Genomic DNA, 20,667 nt, shown 5'->3' with positions numbered 1-20,667 from the left:
TGCTACGACTCGCGGGCGAAGACGCGGGTGGCCGAGACGCGGGCCGTGCCGTCCGGGTCGCCCAGCTCGTCCAGCCCGGCGCGGATGGTGGCGTCGACGGACAGGTACTTGCGCCCCGCCCGCAGGTCGGCGTCGTTGCGCAGCCGGACGATGAGCGGGAACTCCGACAGCGCGCCCGCGTCGAACAGGCCCGTCGTGTACACCAGCTGCACGCCCAGTGCGGTGGCCACCGCGCGCTGCAGCTCCAGCAGGTAACCCGCCGACGCGCGGCCGATCGGGTTGTCCAGGAACAGCACGCCGGAGTGCGGCGTGCGTACCCGGCCGCGGTTGTTGGCCCGCAGGGCGGCCAGCGTGCAGTACAGGATGATCGCCGCGGTCAGCTGCTGGCCGCCGGAGAACACGTCGCGGATCTCCGACACCCGCTGCCGCTCGGTGCGCAGCACCGAATCCGGTTTGAGCATGTCGACCCGGAAGCCCTTCGGCACCGCCGCCAGCACCGACCGCAGCAGCAGCGACATGCCGTCCCGCTTGACCTCCCTGCCGTCGGCGGTCCGCCCGCCCGCCGCCTCGTCGACGACCTCGCCCAGCCGCTCGGCCAGCGCCGCGTCCTCCAGCTCGGTGAACCGGATCCGCAGGAACTCCTGCCCCGACCAGTCCCCCAGCCCGTCGGGCAGCCGGGACACCCGCTGCGCCGAGCGCAGCGTGCGCAGCGCGCCGTCGACCATGCTCTGCAGCCGGGTGATGATCCCGGACCGGTGCCGGTCGATCTGGTCGAGGTCGTCGGTGAGCGAGCGCAGCCTGGGCCGCAGCGCGGCGGCCCACTCGGCGGCGTGGCCGGGCAGGCTGTCCCGGCGCACCGACACGACCTGCTGGCGCACCGGGGTGTCCAGCTTCTCGAACCGCTTCTCGGTGGCGTACTGGGCCAGCGCGTCGGCGGCCGAGCGCACCCGCTTCTCGGCGGTGTCGACGGCCTGCTGCGCGGTCTCCAGCGCGGTGGTCAGGGCGTTGTACCGGGCCCTGGCCTGGTCCAGCCCTCCGTCGAAGGCGCCCGCCGTCGCGTCGCCCTCGGGCATGGCCTCGGCCAGCATGCCGAACCCGGACGCCGACCGGCTCGCCTGTTCCAGCGCCCGCTTGGCCTCGGCGTGCCGTTCCTTCAGCTCCTCCCACGACCGCGCGGCCGCCGACGCCTCGGCGCCCGCGGCGTCGATCAGCTCGTGCGCGTGGTCGAGGTCGCGGGGCCGCTCGGTGACGTCGACGGCACCCGGCGCGGGCGGCAGCTGGTCACGTTCGGCCTTGCGGGTGGCCACCAGCGCGATGACCTCGGCGCGTTCCTCCTCGACGGCGGCGAGCACCCGGCCCGCGCGGGCCTGCGCGGCGGCGCGGGCCGAGGCGTCCGAGCCGTCCGGGGTGTCCAGCAGCTCGGTGGCCCGGGCCCGCACGGCGTCCGGCAGCGCTGCCACGGCGGTGCTCGCGGCCGACTCGGCCAGCTCGGCCTGTTCCAGCTCGGCCCGCAGATCGCTGCCGACCTCCACCTTCGCGTACGCCTCGGCGGCCGAGGTGTAGGCCCGGCGCAGCGCGTCGACCGGCTCGTCCGGCGCGGGCATGTCCTCGGTGACGTCGGCCGCGCCGGGCAGCTCGGCCAGTTCGGCGCGGGCGGTACTGACCGTGCGGGCGTGCCCGTCGGCGGTGCGCTGCTCCTCGGCTGCCCGGTCGCGCTGCCGCGCGGCGGTGGCGGCGGCCTCCGCCGCCTGTGCCTCGGCCCGCTCCACCGCGTCGGCGGCCCGCTCCGCCTCCTCGGTCCACTGGGCCACCCGGGCGGCGCGGGCGGCGAGCTGGTCGAGCCTGCGCGAGGTCTCCTCGGCCTCGCGCAACGCCGTCCGCAGCGCGGGGATCCGCTCCCCCAGCGTGCGCCGGGCCGTGGCAAGCCGCTCCAGTTCGGCCGTGGCGTCGGCGAGCGCGGCCTCGGTGCGGTCCCGCTCGGCGCGGGCCTGCTGGGTCTGCTCGGCGAGCACGGCGATGCTGCCCGGCGGGTAGTCCTCCCGCCAGGCGGCGACCTTCCAGGACAGCGCGGTGTCGGCGGCGACGGCGTCGGACAGCTCGCCCAGCCGCTTCTGCCGGGTGGCGTGCCGGGTGCGGATCTCCTCGCGTTCGGTCTCGGCGGCGTCCTCGTCGTACATGGCCGGGTTGGGCGGGACGACGAACTCGACCCCGGGGGCGGCCGAGTCGCCGTGCACGGCCGCCGTGGTGCCGACGGCGATGGCCGCGCCGGGCAGCAGGCGCCGCTCGGTCAGCACCTCCCGTGCCCTGGTGACCTGGCTGTCCTCATTCAGCAGCACGCCCGCGACCAGGTGCGGTACCCGCTCCAGCGCACCCGCGCGCGTCTTGGCGTCCACTGTGGACAGATACCGCCAGCCGGACCACGCCGTGATCCCGGCGTCCTCCAGCACGTCCAGTGCCGCCTGGACCTCCTCCGGCGGCGGCAGCAGGCCCCCGGAACCGAGCGCGGCCAGCGCGCGCTCGTCGGCCGACTCCTCCATCCGCAGCGAGGTCTGCTCGCGCTCGGCGACCGACCGCGCCTGCGCGAGCCGCTCGGTCAGCACCGGCGCGTCGGTCTCCAGCGCGACGTCGCCACTGCCCAGCAGCTCGACCAGCCGCGGTTCGGCGGCGAGGCTGTCGGTGCGGCGGTGGGCGCGGTCGAGGTCCTCGGCGAGCCGTTCGTGGCGGTCACGGGCCGACCCCGCGGCGCGGTGCGCGTCGTTGACGGAGGCCTGGGCGGCGGCGTGCTGCTCGGCCACCCGTTCCAGCTCGGCCTCCCGGCCGGCCAGTTCCTCGGCCGCGGCCTCGACCTGCCCGCGGGCCGTGCGGGCCGCCTCGCCGACGTCGGCACCGGACGGCAACAGTCCGGCGGCCACCGCCTCGGAGATCTCGGCCCGCACCTCGGCGACCCTGGCCTTCAGGCCGTCGGCCTCGGCGCGGCGGGTCGCGGCGAGCGTGGCCGCCTCGTCCCGGTCGGCCTGGGCCCGGTCGGCCTCGGCGCGGCAGGCGGCCGACGCCTGCTCGGCGCGTTCAGCCTGGCCCTGCGCCCGCACGGCAAGCTCCAGCAGCCCGCGGGCCAGCGCGGTCGCGGCCGCCTGCTTGGCCTCCAGCGCCGGGCGCGCCTTCTGTTCCCTGCCGCCGACCAGCTCCCGCAGGTCGGCCGCCCGCCGGGCGGCACCGAGGTGGGCCAGCACGGTGCCGGTCTCCCGCCAGGCCTCCGCCTCGGCCTTGGCCCGCACCAGCTCGGCGTCGACGCGCTGCTTCGCCGCCTCGGCCTCCTCCAGCCGCATGCCGGCGGCGATCCGGCGCAGCTCCGTCACCGCGGCGGTGCGGCGGCGGTGGTCGCCCTCGGCCAGCCGCACGGCCTGGTCCAGTTCCTCGACGTGGGCCTCCAGCCCGCCGAGGCGGTCGGACTCCAGCCTGTCGCGGGCGGCGACCTCGCCGGAGAACGCGCGCAGGTCGGTCTTCGCGGCCTCGGCCAGCTTGCGTGAGGCCGCGGCCATCGACTCCTCGTCGGCCAGCGGGCCGAGCAGGTCCAGCGCGCCTGCGACGAAGTCCTTCTCCGCCAGCAGGTCCCCGCGCTGGGCGAGGTTGTCCGCGTAGGTGGCCAACACCTCGGCGAGATCCCTGGGGTCGTCCTCGGACACCACGGCCCGCAGCAGGAACTCGACGAACGCCTCGTCGGTGTTGAACGCGAACGCGTCGGCGGCCTCGCCCTCGCCGGCGTTCATGGCGCGCTGGTAGCGGAACAGCTCGGTGTCCAGGCCGAGCATGTCCAGCCGGGCGGTCCACTCGCTGTGCTTGCGGGTCCAGGACAGCTCCAGCTCCGGCTCGGCGAGGTGCGCCTGGGCGAGCTTGTCGTGGTAGCCCGACATCGTGAGCAGCCTGCCGTCCACGGTCAGCGGCAGCGATTCCAGGTCCAGCGCGGCCGTGGGCCGGAAGCAGTACCAGGAGTCGATGAGGTTGGCCGGGTCGGAGGACACGACATGCCCGCGCCACTCGGAGACCTTGCCGGTGATGACCCGCTCGCCGGTGCCGGTGTGCTGCCACTCCAGCACGACGTGCGCGACGTCCTTGGCGCCGACGAACTTCTCCAGCACGCGGGTGCTGGTGGTGCCGACGACCTGGCGGCGGCCGGGCAGCATCACCGAGAAGATCAGCTTGATCAGCACCGACTTGCCGCCGCCGTTTTCCAGGAACAGCACGCTGGCGGGAGACGGCCGCCGCGGCGGTCCCTGCCCGGCGGCGTGCACCCCGGCGGCGAACAACGCGTCCTGCTGGGGCGCGGTGATGACCGGGCCGACGCCGCTGAAGTCGAGCAGGACGTCCTGGTAGCGCGCGCCGGCCGGGCCGACCGAGTGCAGCCGCACCCGCGACAGTTCGTACATGGGTCCCCTCTAGTGCAACGTATCCGGCGCGGCGGCGCGCAACGTGCCCGCGCCGTCGGCCACCGACACCACGTTCAGCGCCAGCAGTTCCTCGAACGCCGCGTCCGCGGCCAGTTCCCGCACCTGCACCTGGTAGCGGTGCGTGGTCCGGTAGGTGCCGCCCTGCTCGGCACTCATGTGCACCAGGAATCCTTGCTCGGCGAGGAAACGCAGTGCCCTGGCGACCATTCCCCTGGTGGTGTCCGAGGAGAGCCTGCCGTCCTTGGTCGCCGCCGCGGACGGGCGGCGGGCGTAGGCACGCCAGGCCTGTTCCAGCTCCGGCGCGTCGGCGAGCGGGTCGTTGTTGGCCTCGGCCTCGGCGGCCCGTTCGTCGAGGATGCGGCACGCCTCGCGGACCATCGCGTCGACCTGCTCGACGTTGACCCGGCCGACGTAGGTGTCGTTGGCCAGGTCGTCCGGGCGGGGGAAGCCGAGCGCGGCGACGGCCAGGTGCACCAGCCCGTGCAGCACCTTCTCGGTGTCGCGGCGTTCGCGGATCTTGCTCTGCCGGGCGTAGGAGTCCATCTTGATCTCGAACACGGACTCGTCGGTGGCGGCCAGCACGGCGCCGGACTGGCTGCTCACCTCCAGCACCATCAGCCCGAGCCCGGCGGCGACGGCGTTGGTGAGCTGTTTGAACGCGCTGTCCTCGCCGTAGCGGCGGACCAGGTCGCCGTAGACGACGTCGCGTGCCGGGATCTGCTTGGGCCGCAGGCCGAACGAGATCAGCCGGGCCGCGGCCTCGGCGTCGGCGTTGGTGGCGCTCACGCCGCTCCCTCCCCTGTGTCGTCCGGCCGGTCCAGCGCGGCCGTGGCGAGCAGCAGGTCGGCCCCGCCGAACTCGCCGTCGGTGAACTCGGTGCCGTCGTCGACGGCGACCAGCAGCTGCCGGTCGCCCTGCCGCAGCGCGGCGCCGACCTCGGAGCCGTAGGCGTGCACGGCGCGCAGCGCGACCAGCCGGGGCAGCACCGGGTCGAGGCGACGAGCCTCGGCGATCAGGCCGGACAGCCGCCGGGGCACCTCGGGCAGGTCCAGCAGCTCGTCGGCCAGCCGCCACTGCTCGTCGCTGTAGCGGTCGGTCTCCTCCGCGGGCAGCAGCTCCGGTTCGGGGACCTCGCCGACCAGCTGGTCGCGTTCCGGCGCGGGCCGCAGCAGCAGCGACACCAGCGCGGGCAGCGACGGCACGGTGGGCGCGGACACGCCGATGCCCGCCTGGAAGAACGCCGTCGCCGGGCCGAGCGCGTCGGCGAGCGGAAGCCCCAGCGTCGGGTTGAGCAGCTGGCCGAACAGGTCGATGGCCGAACGCTGCGGTGGCCCGGAGAACTGCTGGCGGTCCTGCTCGGCGCGGAACACCGCGCCCGCCGCCTGCAGCCGGGCCTGCAGCTGGGTGTGCCTGCGGATGCAGTCGCCGACGATGTCGACCAACTCGGCCGCGCGGCGCTTGCGGTCGGCGTCCTCGGCCTCGTCGCGGGCGGTGGTGATGTTGCGCAGGATCGCCGTCTCGGAGCGGAAGCGGGACTCGATGTGCGACAGCGCCGAGTCGAGCAGCTCGGGGATCTCCCGCTCCCAGTCGACGGCCCGGACGTCGCGGCGGGTGGCGTCCAGCTTGGCCCGCAGCGTCTCGCCGTACTGGACGGTGCGGTAGCGGGCCTGCTCGGCGGCGAGCTTCGCGTCGGCGAGGCGGCCGCGGTTGATCAGGTTCTCCAGCTTGACCTCGGCCGCGATCTGGGCCGATTCGACGTCGGTGTCCAGTGCCCCGACCAGGACGTTGATGGCCTCGTCGGTGGCCCGCAGGTACACCTCGCCGTCCGGCGCGGCCAGCTCGACCAGCAGTTTGAAGTCGAACGCCCGGCGCTGGTAGGCGCCGCCGGCGCCGACACTGCCGTAGACCCGGCGGAAGCCGCGGTCGGTGGTGCCGACGTTGATCAGGTTGTCCAGCACCCAGCGGGCGACCTGGGTGTGCTCGTCCGGGCCGCGGCCGGGTGCCTGCGCGGCGACGAACGGCGTGACCCGGCGGATGACCTCGCCGTGGTCGGCGCCGGTGTCGAAGTCCATCGCGATGGTGACCTGGTCGATGGTGTGCAGGGCGACCTCGGCCATCTGATAGACGGTGGCGTCGGCCCAGTCCAGCTTCGCCTTGCGGGCGTCGAGGTCGTGCAGCGGAGCCGTGCAGGCGAGCGCCTTCAGCCGACGGGTCAGCCCCTCGTCGGCGAGTCCCCCGCCGATCAGCTCGTCTGCACGCACAGCGAGCCAGGTTAGCCGCCGTCACCCGGTCGGCGCGCGGGCAGGGCGGGGGCACCACCCGCCGGGGGTGTTCGGCACTCACCGACTCCAGCGGGCTGACGAAAATCTCCAGCCACACTGAAGATCAACATCTTAGTGTTCACGTCCGGCCGTCAGGAACGAACCGGCACGGGAGGTGACATGAAGAAGATCGTCGTTCGCAAGGCGGAGCCCATCCGCCCGACGAGCCAGTACTGGCAGTGACCCGAGCACGCCCCGACCGGTGCCGGCAGGCCCCCCTGCCGGCACCACCTGGCCGGCGCAGAGGAGGAATGAGCTGTGGGGACGTCCGAACCCGGCGAAACCGAACCGCTGGCCCTGCATCCGCTGACCTATCTGGCCGACGGCGGCGAGGTGGTGGTCGGCCGTGCGGACACCGGCACCTGCGCGGTGTTCCCCGCGGACGGCGCGGCGTTGCTGGCCGAACTGGAGAACGGCCGCACGGTCGCCGACGCTCGTGACTGGTACCAGCGGCGGTTCGGGGAGACCGTCGACATCGCGGAGTTCACCGCCACGCTGCGGGAACTGGGGTTCGTCAGGGACGCAGGCGACACGCCGGTGCGCGGGGTCCGGTGGCAGCGCCTGGGACGTGCCCTGTTCTCGCCGGTGGCGTGGTGCTGTTACGGCCTGCTCCTGGTCGCCGCGGTGGCGGTCTGTATCGCCGACACCCGGCTCGTCCCGCAGCGCGACCATCTGTTCTTCTCGTCCTACCTCCTGCTCGTCCAGCTCACCTTCACCTACGGTCAGGTGCCCAGGGCCCTGCTGCACGAGCTGTTCCACCTCCTCGCGGGACGGCGCATCGGCGTCGGGTCACGCATCCGGGTGAGCCAGCGGTTCTACTTCGTGGTGTTCGAGACGACCCTGGACGGGCTGGCCGTCCGCCCGCGGCGGCAGCGGTACCTCCCGTTGCTGGCCGGAATGCTCGCCGACGTCCTCGTGGCGGCGGCCCTCACCGTCGCCGCCTACCTGCTGCGTGCCGGGGACGGCTCCCTGACGACGGCCGGCCGGCTCTGCCTCGCGCTGGCGTTCTCCACCCTGCTCGGCCTCGGCTGGCAGTTCTTCGTCTTCCTGCGCACCGACATCTACTATCTCGTCGTCACCGTCACCGGCTGCACCGATCTCCACGAGACAGCGAAAGTGCTGCTCCGCAACCGGTTCTGGACCGCGGTGGGCCGGCCGGGCAGGGCCACCGACGAGTCCCTGCTGCATCCGCGCGACCGGTCGGTCGCGCGGTGGTACGCGCCGCTGATGGTCCTCGGCTACCTGGCGATGGCGGTCGCGCTCGCCACGGTCGTGCTGCCGGTGTTGTGGACGTTCGCCTCCACCGCGTTGTCGACCCTCGTGGACGACACCGTGCCGGCCGCCCGGCTCTGGGACGCCGCCGGGTCGCTCGCCCTCACGTTGTTCCTGCCCGCTGTCGCCGGCCTGCTCGCCGTGCGCTCCCACCGTAGCCGTACCTCGAACCCCGGGACATCCCATGACCGATGACATTGTGCTGGCCGATGTCGACGCCCACGCGCGGCTGCGCGGGCCGTTCACCGCGGCGGGCGCCCTCATGCGGGCGATCGTGCCCGATGCGCTGACCCACCACCCCGAACTCGTCCGGCGCTACGACATCGAGATCGTCACCGCCGCACCCGACCTGGCCGGCCTGGTCGGGTGCCACCGGCGGACGCTGACCGCGGACGAGCCCGTGGAAAGCCGGATCAGGCAGTACCCGGCCGAGCGCACGCTGTCGATCTGCCACGGCCTCGCCGAGTTCGTCGGCGAGTACGCCGCCGGACTCCGCGGGCCGCTGTCGCTGATCATCCGGCGGGCCGCGCACGCCGACCGTACCGACGCCGACTGGCTGGCGATCCTCTCCCGCCGCGCCGATCCCCGGCACCTTCGGATCGTGGTCCACGACGGGGACACCGGCGCGGAGTCCGGCTCCGCCGACCTGGCCGTGCGCTACGTCGAGGGTGACTGCACGAGCACCGATCCGCGGCAGCGTGCCGCCTACGAGGCGTTGCCGGTGGCTGACCGCGAGCGCCTGCACGACCAGCGCGCCAAGGAGCTCACCGCCCGCGGCGACGAGTCGTTGCGGCTCGGCGCCATCCCGTTCCATCTCGAACGCGGCAGCGACCCCGGCGCCGCCCGCGAAGCGCTCGAACACGCCATGGCCCACTGCCGTCGGCACGACCTGCTGCACGGGCTGCTCGACCTCGCTCAGCGCTACCGCAAGCTGGTGGACTGGGCCACGATGCCGGAGAAGTGTCTGCTGGCGACGCGGAACCTCACCGCCGCGCTGGCGATGCTGGGCCGGATCGACGAGGCCGACGACGTCTGGGAAGGCGCCTGCGCGGAGTCCTCCATGCCGCGTCTGCACTCGCTCACCGCGACCAGCCGGGCCGTGTATCACTCGCGGTACAGCAACCGGAGTGTCCGGAATCTGCGCGCGGCCAAGGCATGGGGGAACCTGGCCGTCGTGCTGGCCGGGCAGAACCCCGACCCGCGGCAGGGCCCGTTCGACCGCGCCTGCGCCGACAACGCGCTGGCGCTGGTCGACATGCATCTCGGTGACGACGACGCCGCCATGCGAAGGATCGACGCCGCGCTGGAGTATCTCGGCGCCCTGACCCCGCGGGACTACCCGCTGCTGCGCTCGGTCCTGCGCTCCAACCGGGCGCAGCTGCTGGCCCGGATGGGCAAGCTGACCGAGGCCGTCGCCGAATACACCGCCGTCCTGGCCGACGACCCGCACCACATGCACTACCTCGTCGACCGGGGAACGCTCTACCGCAGACTGGGGCGCCACGACGAAGCCATGGCCGACTACACGGCGGCCGGCCGAGCGGGCCCGCCGTCCCCGGAGCCGTACTACAACCGGGCGCTGGTGCGGCTCGACCTCGGCGACAACGCCGGAGCGATCGAAGACCTCGGGTACGCGATCGAACTGCGCCCGTCGCCCGACGCCTACCTCAACCGGGCGGCCGCCTCGTTCGAGCTGGGCGATCACGTCGCCGCCGCCGCGGACGTCGAGTCGGGACTGTCCCTCGACCCGGACCACGCCCACCTGCTGTGCCTGCGCGGCCTGCTCGCCCTGTCCGCGGACGACCCAGCGGCGGCACGGCGCGACTTCGAGGAGGCCCTGCGCCGCGACGAGACGCTCGCCGCGGCCTGGGCCAATCTCGGTGTCCTCGCGTTCGAGCGCGGCGACGTCGACGAGTCGCTGCGTCACCTGGACCGGGCACTGTCCATCGAGGACGATCCGGAGGTGCGTGGCAACCGCGGCTTCGCCCGCCAGCACGCCGGGCTGTTCACCGAGGCGATCGAGGACTACACCGTGGCGCTGGAGGGCGATCCGGAGGACCGCGCCGAACTGCTGCGCCGCCGGGCGTACTGCCGCGAGCGGCTGGGACACGACGCCGGAGCCGCCAGGTCCCGGGTGGCCGGTGACGCGCCCGCTGGGTAGGTTCGCGCAATGCGGAAGATGACCAGGGACGAGTGGTGGGCGTTCGCGTCGGAAGGCACCCGGACGGGGCGGCTCGGGGTCGTCCACTCCGACGGCGGGCCGAGGGTCACCCCGATCTGGTTCGTGCTCAACGAGGGCCCCGGCGGTGACGAGCTGATCTTCAACACCGGGGCGACGTCGCTGAAGGGCCGCGCGCTGCGGCGTGATCCCCGGCTGTCGGTGTGCGTGGACGACGACCGCCCGCCGTTCTCCTACGTGCAGTTCCTGGCCACCGCGACGTTGTCCGAGGACATGGACCTGATGCGCGAGTGGGCCACCCGCATCGGCGGGCGCTACATGGGCGCGGACCGGGCCGCGGAGTTCGGCGCCCGTAACGCGGTGCCGGGCGAACTGCTGGTGCGCGCCCGCATCGACCGGGTGATCGCCCACGCCGGCGTGGCCGACTGAGGCGCGGCCCAAGCTCGTGAAGGCCACCTTCATTACGTGAGACGTGGTGAAGGTGGCCTTCACGTGCCTTGACGGTTGGCGGGGTGGGCGTCCCGGTCAGGACAGGGCCGCGGCGACGGCGGCGCCGGTCTCCCGCTTGGCCAGGTAGAACGTGGCCTCGTGGGGCTTGGCCCCGTTGTCGACGGTGTAGCCGGACTCCAGCACGCCGTCGGCGCCGGGGAACAGGGCGGTCAGATCGGGCCGGGCGGCGACCAGGTCGTCACGGTCGGCGAGGTTGACCCACCGGGCCAGCATCGGCGGTACCGCCGGCGGCTGCGGACGGGTGCGCTCGTAGACCACCGTACGCAGGCCCAGCGGCGAGCCGAGCGTGACCAGCAGCGGCAGCGGACGGCCCAGCCGGTGCACGGCCTCGTAGGCGACGACCGAGCCCAGCGAGTGCCCGACGATCACCTGGGTGTCCGGCCCGACGTGCTCGGCGACGCGCTCCTGCACGGCCTCGCGCACCGCCTCGTCGGTGAGGTACAGCGTGACCTGCCGCAGCGCCTTGACCACCACCCGCTCGGCGAGCGCCACGCCGAACCGGGCGAACGGCCGCAGCCGTGACAGGGCGTTGAGCACCGGCCGCAGCGCGGCCCGCACGCCCTGCTCCTCCCCTGCCGGCCCGGCCAGGAACGCCAGTTCCCGTGCGGCCGTGGCCCGGTCGCGCTCCCGGCTGGCGTCGGCGGCCGCGCGGTTCAGCCACTCCAGGGCCAGCGCCTCGGCGAACGGCCACTCCGCCGCGGTCAGCTCGTCACCGTCGCCCTGCTGGCCGCGCCGCAGGAACAGGTCGCCGTAGAACGCCATCCGCGCGGGCCCCGGCCTGCCGTCGCGCCACAACGCGTCGGCCAGCTCCGGCCTGCCCGCCAGCCGGACGCCGCCCGCCAGGCTGGGCAGCCACTCGGCCTCCAGGGAGTCCGGCGACTTCTGCTCCTGCGCGATGCCGTGTACCAGAACGATCCGTGCCACGACGCACAGTATTGTCGACGCCGTGGGTGAGCGGAGGGCACTCGTGATCGCGTCGCAGTGCGCGACGCGCAACCTGCTGTCGTTCCTGCCCGAAACCGCCCGCGAGCTGGCCGGCGTGCTGCTCGACCCGGACATCGGCGGCTGCGTCCCGGCCCTGCCCGACGGCCGCGACCTCGTGGTGGACCCGACCGCGGTCGAACTCGACGACGCGGTCACGACGGCGTTCGAACGGGCCGACGAGGACGAGGCCACGCTGTTCCTGGCTCTGGTCGGCCACGGCGACTACCGGGACGACGACTTCTACTTCCTCCCCAGGGACGCCACCGAACCGGTGAGCAGCCGCACCGGGTTCCTGCTGGCCCAGCGGGTCAAGGAGCTGCTGGGCCGGTACTCGATGCTGGACGGATTGGTGGTGCTGCTGGACACCTGCCACGCCGCGGTCGGGGCCGAGCAGGCCGCGGCGCGGTGGATCCGCATCGTCGGCGAGGCCGGACGGCGGTTCGAGGTGCTCACGGCGTCGGACCACCGGCCGGCCGCCGACGGCTGCTTCTCCCGTTCGCTCGCCAGGACGCTGCGGGCAGGCCAGGCGGAACTGGGTCAGCGGCTACGGGCGCCGGACCTGAAGCGGGTGGTGGCGCAGGCCTGCCCGGACCAGACCGCGCTGCACCTGGCGTTCGACGGTGTGCGGCAGGTCGCCGACGGGGACGAGGGCCTGTGGCTGGCCTACAACACCGCCGATGTCGTGCGCCGCTCCCCGCTGTGGGGCAGCCCGGTGGCGGTGCCGGTGGAGAAGGCGGCCCGCGCCTACGAGCCCGGCCCGGAGCTGGGCGAGGTGCTCAGCGCGCTGTACGGCCCGGCATGCCTGATCGCGGTGACCGGTGACCGGGCGCGCGAGCTGCTGGCCGCGCTGGCCTGGCCGCAGGCCGCGCCCCAGCACGTACCGCCGCAGCTGCTGCAGGCCGCGTTGTTCCTCGCCGGGTCCGACACCGTCGACGCGGCGGTGCGCGAGCTGCGACGGCAACTACGGCACACCGTGCCCGGGTTCGCCGGGAGCACGGTCGATTCCACCGCCGAACCGTTCGACAGGGAGATCGCCGGGCCGCTGAGCCGGCTGCCGTCCCAGCCGGTCCGCATCGCCGTCGGGGGCGCCGACACGCTGGCGGCACGGACCCGGTCCTGGCTGCTGGCCGAACTGGAGCGGCTGGCCGGCGAGAACCCGGGCGTCCGGGTGGTCGTCACGACCGACGACCCACCGCCCGGCTGGACCGTGGTCCGGACGCCGACGGTATGGATGGCCGGGGCGGGACTCGGCCGGCCGGCGCCGCCCGGCCCACGACCGTACCCTCCGCTCCCGCGCGAAGGCCTGCCGGTCGTACCTCGGGTCCTGGAGGCGGTGCCGCCCGGGGTGTTCCTGCCGCTGCGGGTCCTGACCGCGGCCTCCGCCAGGCTGGGCGGGCCGTCGGGCCGCAGCCGGATCCACGACCAGCTCGCGCACGGCAACGCGATCCGGCGGGAGCCCGGCACCCCGGCCGAGTCGGCACGGGCGCGCCACCCGCGGGGAGCCGGAGCCGAAGTCCACGCCGCGATCGCCGACGCGCTGAGGGAGGTGGCACCCGTGGCCGAGCGTGACGGGCACGGACCGGAGCAGGACTACGCCGACGCCCACGAGGCGGAACACCTCTGGCGGGCCGGACGGCACGCCGAGGCGGTCACGAGCCTGGAGACCAGACCCTCGGACATCCCGGTGGAGAACCGGGAACGCTGGACGGCCTGGGCGCGGCGCGCAGAGTACGAGCTGGGCCGCGAGCACCCGCTGACCCGGGTCTGCCGGGCGCGGCACGCGACCGCCACCGGCAAGGCGGGCGACGCCGAGCACGCCCGGCGGCTGTTCGCCGAACTGCTCGCCGCTCCCGTCTCCGCCCCGGAGGAGGCCAGCCTGCGCAACAACGCCGCGTTCCAGTTGCTCATGCTCGACCGGCACCAGCAGGCCAGGGCCGAGTTCACCGACCTGGTCGAGTTCGCCACCGCCCGGCTCGGACCCGGCCATGAGGAGACCCTGCTCGCCCGGCACATGCTCGCCATCGCGATCGGCGGCTGCGGCGACGTCGACGACGCGGTCGCGCGGTTCACCGCGCTGCGCCCCGAGGTGTGTGAGCGGCTGGGTGCCGACCACGATCTCGTCGGCAAGATCGACGAGAACCTGGTGTTCTGGGGGCGCCAAATGGCGCACCCCCCCCCCGGACTCGACGAGCTCGCGACGCGGCTCCCGATCCGCACGGGGTCGCTGAATGACCAGCTGCACGCCAGGTTCACGCTGGCACTCGATCTCGCGCGGGCGGGCGGCACCGGCGAGGCCGTCGCCGCGTGGGAGGAACTGCTGCCCGAAGCACTCCGGGTCCTCGGCGAGCGGCATCCGACCACCCGCAAGATCCGCGAGCAGCTCGAGCACTGGCGAGACTGACCGGTGAGCGGGCAGCCGCTGCGGATCGCGCTGCTCACCTACCGCGGCAACCCGCGTTCCGGCGGGCAGGGCGTCTACGTCCGGCACCTCAGCCGGGAACTGACCGCACTCGGCCACCGGGTCGAGGTGATCTCCGGGCCGCCCTACCCCGATCTCGACCCGGGCGTGCCGCTGACCCGGCTGCCCGGGCTGGACCTGTTCGCCGAGCCGAACCCGTTCCGCACGCCGGCGCTGCGGGAGCTGCGCACGCTGCCGGACTGGGTGGAGTTCGCAGGGATGCGCCGGGGCGGATTCCCCGAGCCGCTGGCGTTCTCCCTGCGCGCGGCCTGGCAGCTGCGCCGCCGCCGCGGGCAGTTCGACATCGTGCACGACAACCAGGGACTGGGCTACGGCCTGCTCGCCTGCGGGCTGCCGGTGGTGGCGACCGTGCACCATCCCATCGCGGTCGACCGGCGGCTCGCCCTGGCCGACGCCGAGTCCGGGCATGCCGGAATCCTTCGCTGGTACGGCTTCCTGACCATGCAGCACCGGGTGGCCCGGCGGCTTCCGCTGCTGCTGACCGTGTCCGAGGCGTCCCGCGCCGCGCTGACCGCCGAGATGGGCGTCGAACCGGCCCGCACCCGGGTGGTTCCCCTTGCCCCGCACGGGTTCGCGCCCACCGGGACGACCGTGCCCGGGCGGATCGTGACGACCGCCAGCGCCGACGAACCGCTCAAGGGCCTGCGGCACCTGCTGGCCGCCATGCCCGCGGTGCGGCAGGCCTGTCCGGGTGCCGAGCTGATCGTGGTGGGCAAGCCGAAGCCGGACGGCCCGGTCGCCCGCCTGGCCGGCGACGGCCGCTTCGTCCACGGCCTGACCGAGGCCGAGCTGGCCGCACTGGTGTCCAGTGCCGAGGTCGCCTGTGTGCCGTCGCTGTTCGAGGGCTTCTGCCTGCCCGCGGTCGAGGCGATGGCCGCCGGGACGCCGGTGGTGGCGACGACCGGCGGCGCGCTGCCGGAGGTCGTCGGCGAGGCTGGCATGCTGGTCCCGCCCGGTGATCCGCGGGCACTGGCCGGCGCGCTGGTGACCGTGCTGACCGAGGCCGGGCTGCGCAGGCGGCTGCGGGCCGCCGGGCTGGCCAGAGCGGCCGGGTTCAGCTGGCGACGCACCGCGGAGGACACCGTGCGGCACTACCGCGACCTGCTCGCGCCGAGGGAGCGGGTGCCGGTGTGCTGACCGTCGACTTCGGCCGGTTCCCGGTGGGGCCGGGCGACCGGGTGCTGGATCTGGGCTGCGGCGCCGGGCGGCACGCGGCCGAGGCTTACCGGCGTGGCGCCGACGTCGTCGCGGTGGACGTCGACGAGACCGACCTGAAGCACGTCCGCGACCTGCTCGGCGGGATGCCCGGGCACGGCAGGGCGGCGCCGGTGCGGGCCGACGGGTTCGCGTTGCCGTTCGCCGACGCCACGTTCGACCGGGTGATCGTCGCCGAGGTGCTGGAGCACATCCCGGACGACCGCGGGCTGCTCGCCGAGGCGGTGCGGGTGCTGCGGCCCGGCGGGCTGCTGGCCGCGACGGTGCCGCGGTGGTGGCCGGAGCGGATCTGCTGGGCACTGTCCGAGGAGTACCACCGGGTCGAGGGCGGGCACGTGCGCATCTACCGCCGCGGGCAACTCCTCCGGCTGCTGCGGACAGCCGGGCTGGTCACGGTGAGCAGTCACCACGCCCACGCGCTGCACGCGCCGTTCTGGTGGCTGAAGGCCGCCGTCGGGCTGGACGACGAGCACGTCCTGGTCCGCCGGTACCACCAGTTCCTCTGCTGGGACATCCTGCGCGGGCCCAAGCCGGTCCGGATCGCCGAGCGGGCACTGAACCCGGTGCTGGGCAAGAGCGTCGTCGTCTACGCCCGCAAACCGTGACGGCGGGCTGGATCGCTGCGGCACAACGCACCGACGGCGCGATCCCGTGGTACCCGGGCGGTCCGCTGGACCCATGGAACCACGTTGAGGCGGCGATGGGGCTGACCGTCGCCGGCCTGACCGAGCAGGCGGCGGCCGCCTACGACTGGCTCGCCGCCGTCCAGAACGCCGACGGCTCGTGGTTCGCCGGCTACGGCGCGGACGCCGAACGGGTCGGCGACAGCAACGTCACGGCCTACGTCGCCGTCGGCGTCCGGCACCACCTGCTCGCCACCGGCGACACCGGGTTCGCCAGGCGACTGTGGCCGGTCGTGGAGGGCGCGCTGGACTACGTGCTGAGCCTGCGCCGCCCGGACGGCGCCATCCGGTGGCGGGAGGACTCGGCCGACGCGCTGGTCACCGGCTGCAGCAGCATCGCCCACGCGCTGCGGCACGGCCAGGAACTGGCCGGCGGGCACGACCGGTGGGCGCGGGCGGCGGCCGGGCTGCGGGCCGCCCTGACCGGCAGGCCGGACGCGTTCCTGCCCAAGCCGCATGCCATGGACTGGTACTACCCGGTGCTGACGTCCGTGATCACCGGCGGCGCGGCGACGGCCAGGCTGGCCGACGGCTGGGACCGGTTCGTGGTGCCGGGCCTGGGCGTGCGCTGCGTGCACCACCAACCGTGGGTCACCGGCGGCGAGACCGCCGAGCTGGCACTCACCCTGGCCGCCCGCGGTGAGCGGGCGCGGGCGGCACGCCTGCTGGCCGACATCGGCGCGCGGCTGCGGCACGACGACGGCTCGTACTGGACCGGCTACCAGTTCGCCGACGACGCGCTCTGGCCCGACGAACGCACCACGTGGACGGCCGGCGCGATGCTGCTGGCGCGGGCCGCACTGGCCGGCGACCCGGCCACGCTGGCCGTCTTCGGCCCGGCCGGGGGCCCACGGACTGGACCAGTTGGGTAAGCGCTTACAGCAAGGGTGTTGACACCCGGCCGATCCGGGTGTGTGATCTGAGTCTCGGACAGGAAACTTTCCTAACTAATTGAACCCGTCAGCCGCCGCGTCCCCCTCCCCCTCCCCATCCCCGACACAGGAGGACCCGTGTCACCCCGTCCCCACCGGTACACGGCCACGGCCGTGACCACCGCGGCTGCCACCCTGCTCGCCCTCGCCGTGCCGGCCCAGGCGGCGCCCCTCGCGTCCGCCGACTACGAGGCCGAGGACGCCACCGTCAGCCAGGGCCTCGTCGAGTCCAACCACACCGGCTACACCGGGCGCGGCTTCGTCAACTACGACAACGTGGCGGGCAGCTACGTCGAATGGACCGTTCCGTCCGGCGCCTCCGGGCCCACCGACCTGACGTTCCGGTTCGCCAACGGCACGACCGCCAACCGCGCCATGGACGTGACGGTGAACGGCACACTGGTCGCCGACGACCTCGCCTTCCCCGGCACCGGCGCCTGGACCACCTGGCGCACGGTCACCGTCCGCGCCACGGTCGCGGCCGGAGCGAAGATCCGCGCCACCGCGGTCACCGCCAACGGCGGCCCCAACGTCGACAAGCTCACCGTCGCCAGCACCGACGCCGAGGCACCCCGCCCGCCCGCGAACCTGCGCTCCACCGGCAAGACCCACAACAGCACGTCGCTGGCCTGGGACGCGGCCGCCGACAACGTCGGCGTCACCGGATACGACGTCTACCAGCACGGCCAGCTGATGAAGTCGGTCGACGGCGCCACGCTGGCCACCACGGTCGACGGCCTGGACGCCGCCACCGAGTACACCTGGACGGTGTTCGCCAAGGACGCGGCCGGCAACGTCTCGCAGGCCAGCAACCCGGTCACGGTGACCACCGATCCGGCCCCGCCGGACAACCAGGCGCCGACCGTGCCGGGCGCGCTGCGGGTCACCGGCACCACGGCCACCACCGTCGACCTGGCCTGGACGGCGTCCACCGACAACGTGAAGGTGACCGGCTACGACATCCTCCGCGACGGCGCGCCCAGCGGCACCGCCGACGGTGCGGCCACCAGCACCACGGTGGCCGGGCTGGAGACCGGCAGGCAGTACCGGTTCACGCTGCGGGCCCGCGACGCGGCGGGCAACGTGTCCGGGCCGAGCAACGAGGTCACCGCGACACCGTCGGCAGGCGGGCCGGGCGGGGTACCCGACCCGGGCGCGGTACGGCAGATCCTCGGCGGCACCGACGTGCCGTGGGGCGTCGCGTTCCTGCCCGACGGGTCGGCACTGGTCACCGAGCGGGAGACGTTCAACGTCTACCGGCTCACCGAGTCCGGCCAGCGCACCGCGCTGGGCAAGGTTCCCGGCGCGCAGGGCACCGGCGGTGAGGGCGGTGTCATGGGGCTGGAGGTGTCGCCGAACTTCGCCACCGACGGCCTCGTGTACGTCTACCACACGGCGAGCGGCGGCAATCAGCTCGTGCGCGCCAGGCTGTCCGGCAACCAGCTCACCGGCTGGCAGACGCTGCTGTCCGGCGTGCCGAAGAACCGGTTCCACAACGGCGGCAGGCTGCGGTTCAGCCCGGACGGCAGGCACCTGTTCGTCTCCACCGGCGACGCGCAGAACGGCAGCAACGCGCAGAACCTCAACAACAACGCCGGAAAGATCCTGCGGCTCAACCCGGACGGCTCCATCCCGGCGGACAACCCGTTCCCCGGCAAGGCGATCTGGAGCTACGGGCACCGCAACGTCCAGGGCCTGGACTTCGATTCGCAGGGCAGGCTGTGGGCCTCGGAGTTCGGCAACAGCAGCACCGACGAGGTCAACCTGATCACCCGCGGCGGCAACTACGGCTGGCCGGGCTGCGAGGGAACCTCGGGCAGCTGCGGCGGGACCATCCCGCCGAAGAAGACGTGGTCGACCGCGTCGGCGTCGCCGAGCGGGCTGACGATCATCAACGACCACGTCTTCGTCGCCACCACCCGTGGCGAGCGGGTGTACCGGATGCGGATCGACGCCAACGCCGGCCTGGTCGAGCAGAAGGTCTACTTCCAGGGCACCTACGGGCGGCTGCGCACGGTCGAGGTGGACCGGGACGGCGACATCTGGCTGACCACGTCGGCGGACAAGGACGGCAGTCCGAACAACGACCGGGTCCTGCACATCGACATCGTGTACTCGGGCGGCGCCAGGGCGTCGTGACAGGCCGCGGCTGGGGTGGCGAAGGCGGCGGGCCACCCCAGCCGCACTCCAACCGCCGCCTACCATTGGCGGGTGCTTCCCGTCCTGGCCGACCTGCGTGCCGACTGCTCCCGGTGCGCGGGCCTGTGCTGTGTCGCGCTGCCGCTGAGCCGCTCGGCCGACTTCGCCATCGACAAGGACGCAGGCACGCCGTGCCCGAACCTGGGCGCCGACTTCGGCTGCGGTATCCACTCCGAGCTGCGTGAGCGCGGTTTCCCCGGCTGCATGGCCTACGACTGTTTCGGCGCGGGCCAGTACGTCACCCAGGAACGGTTCGCCAGCACCGACTGGCGGACGACGCCGGAGATGCTGGAGGTGTTCCGCGGCGTCCGGCAGCTGCACGAACTGCTGTGGTACCTGGCCGAGTCACGCACCCTGCCCGCCGCACGGCCGCTGCGTGGCGAGGTGGATGCGCTGCTGGCGCGGACCCGGGAGCTGGCCGGCGAGCGCGACGCCGACGTCGCGGCGCACCGGGACAGGGTCAACGCCGTGCTGCTGCGGGTCAGCGAGCGGATGCGGGCGCACCACCGTGGTCCGGACCACCGGGGTGCCGACCTGATGGGCGCCCGGCTGCGGCGGGCCGACCTGCGTGGCGCGAGCCTGCGCGGCGCCTACCTCATCGGCGCCGACCTGCGCGGTGCCGACCTGCGTGAGGCGGACCTGATCGGGGCCGACCTGCGCGGCGCGGACCTGCGGGGCGCCGACCTGAGCACGGCGTTCTTCCTGACGCGGCCGCAGATCGCCGCGGCACGCGGGGACGGGAAGACCCGGCTGCCTGCGCACCTCGACCGCCCGGACCACTGGTGTGCCCTTGACAGGAAATCGTCTACGACGGTGTGATTCCCACCGGGCCGGGACGTTCCCGCCCTTCCGCCGCGTGACCTCCCAGGAGGATTCGACGTGGCATTCCGCTTCTCCGCAGTCGTCGCCGGCACGGTCCTGGCGACGCTCACCGGCGTCGCGCACGCGGCTCCGCCGTTCACGTTGTCCAGCACGGCGTTCGCCGACAACGCCATGATCCCGGCGAAGTACACCTGCGCCGGCGACGGCAAGGCGGGCCAGGACCCGTCGCCCCCGCTGGCGTGGACGCCCGCCGACGGCGCCAAGGCGTACGCCATCGTGTTCGCCGACCGCAAGAACGGCGGCAACAAGCTGCACTGGGCGATCTGGGACATCCCGGCCGCGGCGACGTCGCTGCCGGAGAACCTCGGCGCCGGCTACACCGTGCCCGGTCAGGGCGGCGCCAAGCAGAAGGCCATGGGCAGCGGCGCCAACTCACGCAAGTTCTTCGGCCCCTGTCCCGGTGGCTCGACCAACCCGTACACGTTCACGCTCTACGCGCTGACGTCGGCCACGGTGCCCGGCCTGTCGCCGGGTTCGTCGATGGCGCAGATCGAGAGCGCGATCAAGAAGGCCGCCTCGGCGAACACGGTGCTGCGCGGCCGTTCCAACGCCCGTACCTGAGCGGC

Annotated in this window: 13 protein-coding genes and 1 pseudogene; 10 read left to right on the top strand and 4 right to left on the bottom strand. The window is 73.9% G+C overall.

Annotated elements, in window-relative coordinates; genetic code table 11:
- Window positions 1–2: 2 nt before the first annotated feature.
- The 3 genes from EWH70_RS00840 to EWH70_RS00830 are packed head-to-tail and all read right to left on the bottom strand — an operon-like array spanning window position 3 to window position 6,706.
- Window positions 3–4,424: a coiled-coil domain-containing protein gene (locus EWH70_RS00840; protein ID WP_130473246.1), complete on the bottom strand. Its 4,422-nt coding sequence runs from the start codon at window positions 4,422–4,424 to the stop codon at window positions 3–5.
- A gap of 9 nt (window positions 4,425–4,433) precedes the next feature.
- Window positions 4,434–5,231 (bottom strand): hypothetical protein, encoded by a 798-nt coding sequence (locus EWH70_RS00835; protein WP_130473245.1) that lies wholly within the window; start codon window positions 5,229–5,231, stop codon window positions 4,434–4,436.
- Entirely contained in the window at window positions 5,228–6,706 is a 1,479-nt protein-coding gene (locus tag EWH70_RS00830) for a hypothetical protein (RefSeq protein WP_130473244.1), read from the bottom strand. The genes EWH70_RS00835 and EWH70_RS00830 overlap by 4 nt, the downstream gene beginning before the upstream one ends.
- A gap of 318 nt (window positions 6,707–7,024) precedes the next feature.
- Between EWH70_RS00830 and EWH70_RS00825 the strand changes: the two genes are divergently transcribed.
- Genes EWH70_RS00825 through EWH70_RS00815 form a run of 3 tightly spaced genes read left to right on the top strand, consistent with a single transcriptional unit; the run spans window position 7,025 to window position 10,646 of the window.
- Complete coding sequence (locus EWH70_RS00825) at window positions 7,025–8,233, top strand: hypothetical protein (RefSeq protein ID WP_130473243.1); 1,209 nt, start codon at window positions 7,025–7,027, stop codon at window positions 8,231–8,233.
- On the top strand, window positions 8,223–10,199 hold the full coding sequence (locus EWH70_RS00820) for a tetratricopeptide repeat protein (protein WP_130473242.1): 1,977 nt from the start codon (window positions 8,223–8,225) through the stop codon (window positions 10,197–10,199). The genes EWH70_RS00825 and EWH70_RS00820 overlap by 11 nt, the downstream gene beginning before the upstream one ends.
- A gap of 9 nt (window positions 10,200–10,208) precedes the next feature.
- Window positions 10,209–10,646 carry a PPOX class F420-dependent oxidoreductase gene (locus EWH70_RS00815; protein WP_130473241.1) on the top strand — a complete coding sequence of 146 codons (438 nt, stop codon included), beginning with the start codon at window positions 10,209–10,211 and terminating at the stop codon, window positions 10,644–10,646.
- A 96-nt stretch (window positions 10,647–10,742) separates the two neighbouring features.
- Here EWH70_RS00815 and EWH70_RS00810 read toward each other — a convergent pair whose 3' ends face one another.
- Window positions 10,743–11,651 (bottom strand): alpha/beta hydrolase family protein, encoded by a 909-nt coding sequence (locus EWH70_RS00810; RefSeq protein WP_130473240.1) that lies wholly within the window; start codon window positions 11,649–11,651, stop codon window positions 10,743–10,745.
- Window positions 11,652–11,673: 22 nt separating this feature from the next.
- On the opposite strand from EWH70_RS00810, the gene EWH70_RS00805 reads away from it, so the two are divergent.
- From EWH70_RS00805 to EWH70_RS00775, 7 genes and pseudogenes are all read left to right on the top strand, one after another.
- Entirely contained in the window at window positions 11,674–14,112 is a 2,439-nt protein-coding gene (locus EWH70_RS00805; protein ID WP_130473239.1) for a tetratricopeptide repeat protein, read from the top strand.
- Window positions 14,113–14,115: 3 nt separating this feature from the next.
- Entirely contained in the window at window positions 14,116–15,327 is a 1,212-nt protein-coding gene (locus tag EWH70_RS00800; protein WP_130473238.1) for a glycosyltransferase family 4 protein, read from the top strand.
- Window positions 15,321–16,010, top strand: coding sequence for a class I SAM-dependent methyltransferase (locus EWH70_RS00795; RefSeq protein WP_130473237.1), 690 nt, complete (start codon window positions 15,321–15,323; stop codon window positions 16,008–16,010). Before EWH70_RS00800 ends, EWH70_RS00795 begins: the two co-directional genes overlap by 7 nt.
- Window positions 16,007–16,960, top strand: coding sequence for a prenyltransferase/squalene oxidase repeat-containing protein (locus EWH70_RS00790; protein WP_130473236.1), 954 nt, complete (start codon window positions 16,007–16,009; stop codon window positions 16,958–16,960). Before EWH70_RS00795 ends, EWH70_RS00790 begins: the two co-directional genes overlap by 4 nt.
- Window positions 16,961–17,098: 138 nt before the next feature.
- Entirely contained in the window at window positions 17,099–19,159 is a 2,061-nt protein-coding gene (locus EWH70_RS00785) for a PQQ-dependent sugar dehydrogenase (protein WP_240686720.1), read from the top strand.
- Window positions 19,160–19,231: 72 nt separating this feature from the next.
- Window positions 19,232–20,038: a pentapeptide repeat-containing protein gene (locus EWH70_RS00780; protein ID WP_130473234.1), complete on the top strand. Its 807-nt coding sequence runs from the start codon at window positions 19,232–19,234 to the stop codon at window positions 20,036–20,038.
- A 138-nt stretch (window positions 20,039–20,176) separates the two neighbouring features.
- Window positions 20,177–20,662 (top strand): annotated as a pseudogene (locus tag EWH70_RS00775) (YbhB/YbcL family Raf kinase inhibitor-like protein); the annotation flags it as partial.
- Window positions 20,663–20,667: the final 5 nt, after the last annotated feature.

It is taken from the genome of Amycolatopsis suaedae, from assembly GCF_004214935.1.
In the GTDB taxonomy this organism is placed as follows: domain Bacteria; phylum Actinomycetota; class Actinomycetes; order Mycobacteriales; family Pseudonocardiaceae; genus Amycolatopsis; species Amycolatopsis suaedae.
The sequence above is the reverse complement of the archived record's forward strand: the minus strand, read 5'-3'. Positions and strand labels throughout refer to the sequence as shown.

Bases quoted from the DNA above. Each gene is read 5' to 3' on its own strand.
- EWH70_RS00820 (WP_130473242.1), top strand. From the start codon at position 8,223: ATGACCGATGACATTGTGCTGGCCGATGTCGACGCCCACGCGCGGCTG.
- EWH70_RS00815 (WP_130473241.1), top strand. From the start codon at position 10,209: ATGCGGAAGATGACCAGGGACGAGTGGTGGGCGTTCGCGTCGGAAGGC.
- EWH70_RS00840 (WP_130473246.1), bottom strand. From the start codon at position 4,424: ATGTACGAACTGTCGCGGGTGCGGCTGCACTCGGTCGGCCCGGCCGGC.